This window comes from Rhizobacter sp. Root1238 (genome assembly GCF_001425825.1).
GTDB lineage: Bacteria > Pseudomonadota > Gammaproteobacteria > Burkholderiales > Burkholderiaceae_C > Rhizobacter.
On the sequence record NZ_LMDM01000040.1, the window covers coordinates 1 to 5,912 of the forward strand.

At 59.4% G+C, this 5,912-nt stretch carries 8 protein-coding genes; 4 read left to right on the forward strand and 4 right to left on the reverse strand.

The features are described 5' to 3' along the window. Nucleotides 1–26: 26 nt before the first annotated feature. The gene (locus tag ASC98_RS31875) at nucleotides 27–461 is read right to left on the reverse strand and encodes a hypothetical protein (protein ID WP_235581361.1); all 435 of its coding nucleotides are present in this window, start codon (nucleotides 459–461) and stop codon (nucleotides 27–29) included. 112 nt (nucleotides 462–573) lie between these two features. Then, nucleotides 574–777 (reverse strand): hypothetical protein, encoded by a 204-nt coding sequence (locus tag ASC98_RS30775; RefSeq protein WP_157598142.1) that lies wholly within the window; start codon nucleotides 775–777, stop codon nucleotides 574–576. A 507-nt stretch (nucleotides 778–1,284) separates the two neighbouring features. On the opposite strand from ASC98_RS30775, the gene ASC98_RS22995 reads away from it, so the two are divergent. From ASC98_RS22995 to ASC98_RS29785, 4 genes are all read left to right on the forward strand, one after another. Beyond that, complete coding sequence (locus tag ASC98_RS22995) at nucleotides 1,285–2,370, forward strand: integron integrase (protein WP_082542157.1); 1,086 nt, start codon at nucleotides 1,285–1,287, stop codon at nucleotides 2,368–2,370. 288 nt (nucleotides 2,371–2,658) lie between these two features. Further along, nucleotides 2,659–3,069 carry an N-acetyltransferase gene (locus tag ASC98_RS29780; protein WP_162249327.1) on the forward strand — a complete coding sequence of 137 codons (411 nt, stop codon included), beginning with the start codon at nucleotides 2,659–2,661 and terminating at the stop codon, nucleotides 3,067–3,069. 249 nt (nucleotides 3,070–3,318) lie between these two features. Continuing rightward, nucleotides 3,319–3,804 carry a GNAT family N-acetyltransferase gene (locus tag ASC98_RS23000; RefSeq protein WP_056820494.1) on the forward strand — a complete coding sequence of 162 codons (486 nt, stop codon included), beginning with the start codon at nucleotides 3,319–3,321 and terminating at the stop codon, nucleotides 3,802–3,804. Continuing rightward, nucleotides 3,801–4,367 (forward strand): ankyrin repeat domain-containing protein, encoded by a 567-nt coding sequence (locus tag ASC98_RS29785; protein WP_082542159.1) that lies wholly within the window; start codon nucleotides 3,801–3,803, stop codon nucleotides 4,365–4,367. Before ASC98_RS23000 ends, ASC98_RS29785 begins: the two co-directional genes overlap by 4 nt. A gap of 117 nt (nucleotides 4,368–4,484) precedes the next feature. On the opposite strand, the gene ASC98_RS23005 is transcribed toward ASC98_RS29785, so the two are convergent. Together ASC98_RS23005 and ASC98_RS23010 are read right to left on the reverse strand one after the other, a co-directional pair. Beyond that, complete coding sequence (locus ASC98_RS23005) at nucleotides 4,485–4,853, reverse strand: hypothetical protein (protein ID WP_056820497.1); 369 nt, start codon at nucleotides 4,851–4,853, stop codon at nucleotides 4,485–4,487. Nucleotides 4,854–5,114: 261 nt separating this feature from the next. Then, complete coding sequence (locus tag ASC98_RS23010; RefSeq protein WP_056820499.1) at nucleotides 5,115–5,492, reverse strand: LexA family transcriptional regulator; 378 nt, start codon at nucleotides 5,490–5,492, stop codon at nucleotides 5,115–5,117. Between the last annotated feature and the right edge of the window lie 420 nt (nucleotides 5,493–5,912).

Below are 5,912 nucleotides of genomic sequence, written 5' to 3' on the forward strand. Positions count from 1 at the left end.
CTCCAGGCTCGCAAAGCTCGTCTGTTTCATGCCGCCATCCTCGCCGTCCGCAGCTCATTCGGCCATCGAGATCTGCCCGAATAAATCAGTGGTTCCCTAAGAGAAAAGAGCGACGAAACCTTGCTTGGTTCAAGAGCACAGAGAACCTCCAGCCCTGACGCTAGCTTGTACTTCTGCGACGTGGCCTCTTTGCTTGGAAGCCAATCTTCATCCGAGGTCATGAGCTGACCGCCGCCAAAGCTCTTGCGAGCGGCTTTCTCGATGCTCGGAAGGCCACGAAGATCTTGCTCATACAAATGAATGAGCTGATCGCCAGAAGTGGCTCGGAGGAACAACTCTGCGTACAGGCCGGTTTCAGCAGTTCCAGTGAAGTTCTTACTGGTAACGATGTAGTTTTCAGGTAGACCGACTGTGCAGCTGCCGAGACGGAAGTCCTCCGCGCCAAACGAATGGCCGCACATTGCAAGTAAACAGAAACTGAGTAGGTGGCGCATAAAGAGGCCTAACGTTTGACATGAGAGGCAGCGCAAGGGCGTAGCCCTTGTGACGTCCTCTCGATGGAAGGGTTAGGCCTCATCCGTGAGTATTCCAAGGCAGCCTGTCTTTGCGGGTGGCGATGATCGTTTCCTCAACGAACAATCTCAGTGATTCAGGGTGAACTTTGATGAACGAAATGCCAATCTTCTCACCTGCTGCTACGGCCGTTTTGACGGCTTCGAGCATGGAACCGGTTTGATCATGCTTGGTAATGAGATGCTGAGTGAGTCGGTCGCGCAAGCCAATGCTCTTTCGTTCCCCAACGTAGACAGGGAGCCACGCGGTTTCGCTCGACCTCCTAACGAAGAGCGCATAGACGTTTGCGCGGCCTCGGAGTGACTTCAAGAAGTCTTCGTTTGCTGCTTTGATCTCGGAGACAGGCCAGTTTTGAAGTGAACACCCAATTGGGAATGAGAACTCGTGCTGGACGCTAGCGAACAAGGCCGACGCGCACTCATCGGCGAACTCTGCTAGGCCTTCTGGGCCTGAATGAGTGGGCTGATGCATGTGAGGTCTAACGTGTTGTAGGGGGACGGCTATGTCCGCTTATCACAGCCCATGGTCTCCCTAATACGACCACCTCAACCTGCGTGTAGACCGCGTCGTGTCTGGATTTTTGTTGCATTGGTGTATGTCTGTACAGTACTATAAAATCTGGCAAAAGCGGCAGCCCCATTTTGCCAGTTCCGACGGGCTAGCTACTTGTGCACGGCCCGGTGGATGGCTGCGTGCTGATTGGAGGCAAGCATGGTCACCCCGTCAATCGCTCGTGCTGGGAAGGGCGGGCCGGCCCGAGGCCATCCTCTGCCACCCCAGCTGCCGCCGCTCCAGTCGATCAAGCTCCTCGACCAGGTCCGAGAAAGAATCCGCTACCTCCACTACAGCCGCCGCACAGAGGAGGCATATGTGCACTGGTGTCGAGCTTTTATCCGCTTCCATGGCATTCGGCACCCTGCAGAGATGGGAGGCGAAGAGGTCCAGGCGTACCTGAGCTGGCTTGCGAACGAACGCGCAGTTGCGGTTTCCACCCATCGGCAGGCCTTGTCGGCACTGCTGTTCCTGTATGGCAACGTGCTCGGCGTGGCGATGCCATGGATGGACGACATCGGGCGCCCGCTGGTCAAGCGACGGCTGCCGGTGGTCTTGAGCCAGGCGGAGGTGCTGGCCGTGCTGGACCACTTGGAAGGCACCCATCGCCTGCTGGCTCAGTTGCTCTATGGCACTGGCACGCGGATCACCGAAGCGCTTCAGCTTCGGGTGAAGGATCTGGACTTCGACCATGGGGCGGTGATCGTTCGCGAAGGCAAAGGTGGCAAGGACCGGGTGGTGATGCTGCCGCAGAGCCTGGGCCCCGGTTTGCGCCTGCAGCTCAACGCGGCTCGTTCGCTCTGGACGCGAGACCAGGCGGCTGGGCGAGGCGGTGTGTTCATGCCGGATGCGCTGGAGCGAAAGTATCCGAGGGCGGGCGCCTCGTGGGTGTGGTTCTGGGTGTTCCCGCAGGCTGAGCACTCGACGGATCCTCGAAGTGACGTGGTCCGGCGGCACCATCTCTACGACCAAACGTTCCAGCGCGCCTTCAAGCGGGCGGTGACCTCCGCTGGTATCAGCAAGCCAGCAACGCCCCACACGCTTCGGCATGCGTTTGCCACCCACTTGCTGCAAGCGGGGTACGACATCCGCACCGTTCAGGAGTTGCTGGGCCATGCGGATGTCGCAACGACCATGATTTACACGCACGTCCTGAAAGTAGGTGGCGGCGGTGTGCGCAGTCCGATGGACTCACTGCGCGCCCAAACGGATCGTCGACGGTCGCAAGGATGGCCTGCCCAGTAGCAGCCGGTCGCCGAAGCCCGCTCATGGCCGACTGTGCCCCTTCGACCGTCGCCCTGCAAGCGGTCGCCCAGCGAGACGGAACGGCCCGCGACAGACTGGTCGCGAGCGAGGCGGCGAACATACACTGTCGGCCACTTGCAGTCCTTGGCGAGGGGCTGCTTTGAGGTAGTCTGCCAACCCTTCCATCGAGCTGACACTCCCCAGCGGGCCGGGTCATGCAGCTCATGTCAAACGTTGGACAGCATGCGAGCAACCCTGCGAGGAGCCAAACTAGACGACGCTTCTGCCGTGGCCGAAGTCATCACCTCGTCTCGCCGGGCCTTTGTTTCCTATGCGCCCATGGCACACAGTCCGGCTGAGGTTCTGCAATGGGTACGCCAGACCTTGATTCCTTCTCGAGGGACCACGGTCGCATCCGTTTCGGAGAAGGTGGTGGGCGTACTCGCAGTCTCTGAGTCGGACAATATTGGCTGGATTGACCAGCTGTATGTTTCGCCTGGCTTCGTAGGCCGAGGCATCGGCGCAAGCCTCCTCGAGTACGGGCTGGCCTCCCTCCGTCGGCCGGTCAGGCTCTACACGTTCCAGGCCAATGCAGGTGCGCGCCGCTTCTATGAAAGACATGGGTTTCGCGCAGTGCAGTTCACCGATGGCAGTTCCAATGAAGAGCGCTGCCCCGATGTCTTGCTCGAGCTGGCTTGAGGCAACCAAAATGCCACCCGACCCTTCTGTCGAGAGGACCTACCTCGGCGAGGCGGGTCGGGCTTCTCGTGTCAAACGTGAACGGGCGCTTTCCGAAGGGTTGCCCGCTGTGCCAACTTCCGCCTTGGGTCGCCGACTGTCGACCAGACAGACGCTGCTGTGACCGGCAACAATCGGCCACGAGCAGTCGGTCGTGACAGGCAGCTTTCGGGTAGGCTCCCCTTACGTTCACCATGCGTGCTGGCCCGAATGGACATTGATTCGATGATCTGTGTAGCCAAGGTCGGCGATGCTGATCAGATCGCCGTGATGTCACGTGATCTGATTGAACACGGCATGGGCTGGAACTGGCGTGCAGAGGCTGTCGAGAAGTCCATTCAAGATCCCAACACGAATGTCGCAGTCTTGCGAGAGAAGGGGCGGATTCGTGGCTTCGGAATCATGAGGTATCTGGACGACGAAGCTCACCTTGTATTGTTCGCGGTGGCTAGAGCCAATCAGCGCAAAGGCATCGGCAGTGCACTGCTGCGCTGGCTGGAAGTTGCCGCAGGCATCGCAGGCGCCCAACGCATTCGCGTCGAAGCGCGACGCGAGAATGCTGCGGCGCGATGCTTCTACAACGAGCACGGGTATCACGAAGTTAAGTTGGAGCCCGGCATGTATCGAAAGAAGCTGGACGGAATCCGCCTCGAGAAGTGGCTTCGCGCCTCCTATGCCAAACGGGGGGGCGAATGAAGCACGATCAGACATTCAATCGGGCGCTGTTTTCAGCGTGTCAAACTGATGCATGCAGAGAAGTCGAGCGCTTGCTGCACGAGCAGCCATCGGCACTTCGAATGCGAACACCATTTGGCACTTGGCTTCACGTTGCGGCTGGCTCAGGCTCTTTGCAAGTCGTCGAGTACTTGCTCTCAAACGGGGCAAATCCAGATGAAAAAGGTGGAACATTCGGCGGCTCTGCAATAAATGAAGCCGCGGGCAAAGGTCACCGACAAGTTGTGCGAAAGCTGCTGGAGGCGGGAGCCTCTCTTGACACGTCAGAACCTGAGAGAAACCCACTCTTTAGTGCCATATACGGCGGCCACATTGAACTAGTAAAGCTTCTTGTCGAAAGCGGAATCGACTACAGGGTTTTCTACACCGGCGAGTACATGAAGGAGATGGACGCAATTGCCTTTGCGCAAGAAAGAGGCCAAACCGAAATCAGCAGCTATCTGCGATCTTTACAAAATGTGGCCGAACCCCTCCACCGAAAGGACACGGACAAGCCGCCTCGGGCCCCTCATATCAAACGCTGAGTGTCGCCTGAAGGCAGGCGGCTCGACACAGGCTGGGTCCGCAACAGGTCGTCTAGAGGCAACCAGGCGAGGCAGACGATCGGCCACAAGCCGACGGCCGCAAAGGACGGCTTTGAGTCAGCCGAGAAAGCGCCTTATGAAGTCGATTCTCGGATTGTCGGAGTCGATCTCGGTGATGTCGTCAGCTTGCTTGCCGTCACCAGCACCGATGACAAAGTTACAGCTGAACAGAGGCCGTGAACGGGCGCAGAACATGGCGACCGCCGCTACATCTTCGAACCACCCCGGAAGCTCAGAGCCTGGGTTCGGGAGCACCATGTTCAGCCCAACATCAGCGGTGTCGCCAGTGTCTTGGTTAACGAGCCAAACCTCCGGACAAGTCCACTTGCGGCTGGCAATGAAGCTCTGCACGGCCACTATCAAGCCGTCAACATCGAGGGGTGCTGCTGTCGGTAGTGCGTAGGCGTAAAGGGTGTGTTTGGCCATATCGCGTCATCCTAGACGCTTCCGTCGAACGTCGGGTTTCGGTCGTCGACTTCGAAGGATCGAAGGACGGCAACGGGTCGAAAGGTCTCCTTCCCCGTGCATGAGAGCAGCCGTTCGGAAGGAGCCTGCCTCAACCCGAATCGGCGCGCGCGATCGGACGCGGCTGTATGTCAATCCAACGCGCAGCCTTCACTCGAAGCGGAGGGTAGCGAAGGTCACGTACATGTTGTTCACGTCGACCAGCGCAAACATGGCGCAGGCTCACACAGGCATCGCCTTGATGGCGTTGGTCACGACTCCCCAGACCTGCAGCTCCTGAGCGGCTCGCGGCACGACATCGGCGCAGCTCGGGTCGGTCGCCACCAGGCGCAGAGACGATCCGTGGGTCACCAGCCGCCGACACATGAACTCGTCGTCCACGACGGCGATCACGATGTGGCCACTGACTGGCCGCACCGAGCGGTCGACCAGCACGATGTCACCGTCATCAATGCCGGCCTCTCGCATCGCACTGCCGCTGACGCGCATCAGGAAGGTGGCAAGCGGGTTCCTGATCAACACGTCATTCAGGTCCAGCCGCCCAACGCCCGAGTCCTGAGACGGCGAGCCGAAGCCGATGGCGACGCTCGCGCGCGGCACGACCGCAGGTCCAGGCGAGTCCCGGCCAACGCGGACGGCCCCTTCGCGAGGCGGCTGAATACTGTTCATTCATACAGTATATTGCAGCATCCGCCAGACGGCGCCATTCGTACGTGCAACCTCGAACTCATGAAACCCGCTGACTTCAACACCCTCGACGGCATCGTGACGCTCAGCGCTGCACCGGGTGCGCGACTGCATCTCCCATCGGAAGGGGCTCTTTCAGCTCTCAGTTGAGCACTGCCAGAAGCTCGTCCAGACGTTCCAGAGTCGGCGCCAGGCCCTCTCCACTGCCATGTTGATGACTTGTTGCAGTGCTTTAGGGATGTGCTGATCAATTCAATTTCTGGAGCCGACAGCTTCTCTGCGAACACCGGTGCACCGCGGCGAGCGCGAGTTTCCGCGGGTTTTGAACGATTG

What these genes read in the sequence shown, in the direction of transcription:
- ASC98_RS31875 (WP_235581361.1), bottom strand. Translation starts at nt 461, where the DNA reads ATGTGCGGCCATTCGTTTGGCGCGGAGGACTTCCGTCTCGGCAGCTGC.
- ASC98_RS22995 (WP_082542157.1), top strand. Translation starts at nt 1,285, where the DNA reads ATGGTCACCCCGTCAATCGCTCGTGCTGGGAAGGGCGGGCCGGCCCGA.
- ASC98_RS23000 (WP_056820494.1), top strand. Translation starts at nt 3,319, where the DNA reads ATGGACATTGATTCGATGATCTGTGTAGCCAAGGTCGGCGATGCTGAT.
- ASC98_RS29785 (WP_082542159.1), top strand. Translation starts at nt 3,801, where the DNA reads ATGAAGCACGATCAGACATTCAATCGGGCGCTGTTTTCAGCGTGTCAA.
- ASC98_RS23005 (WP_056820497.1), bottom strand. Translation starts at nt 4,853, where the DNA reads ATGGCCAAACACACCCTTTACGCCTACGCACTACCGACAGCAGCACCC.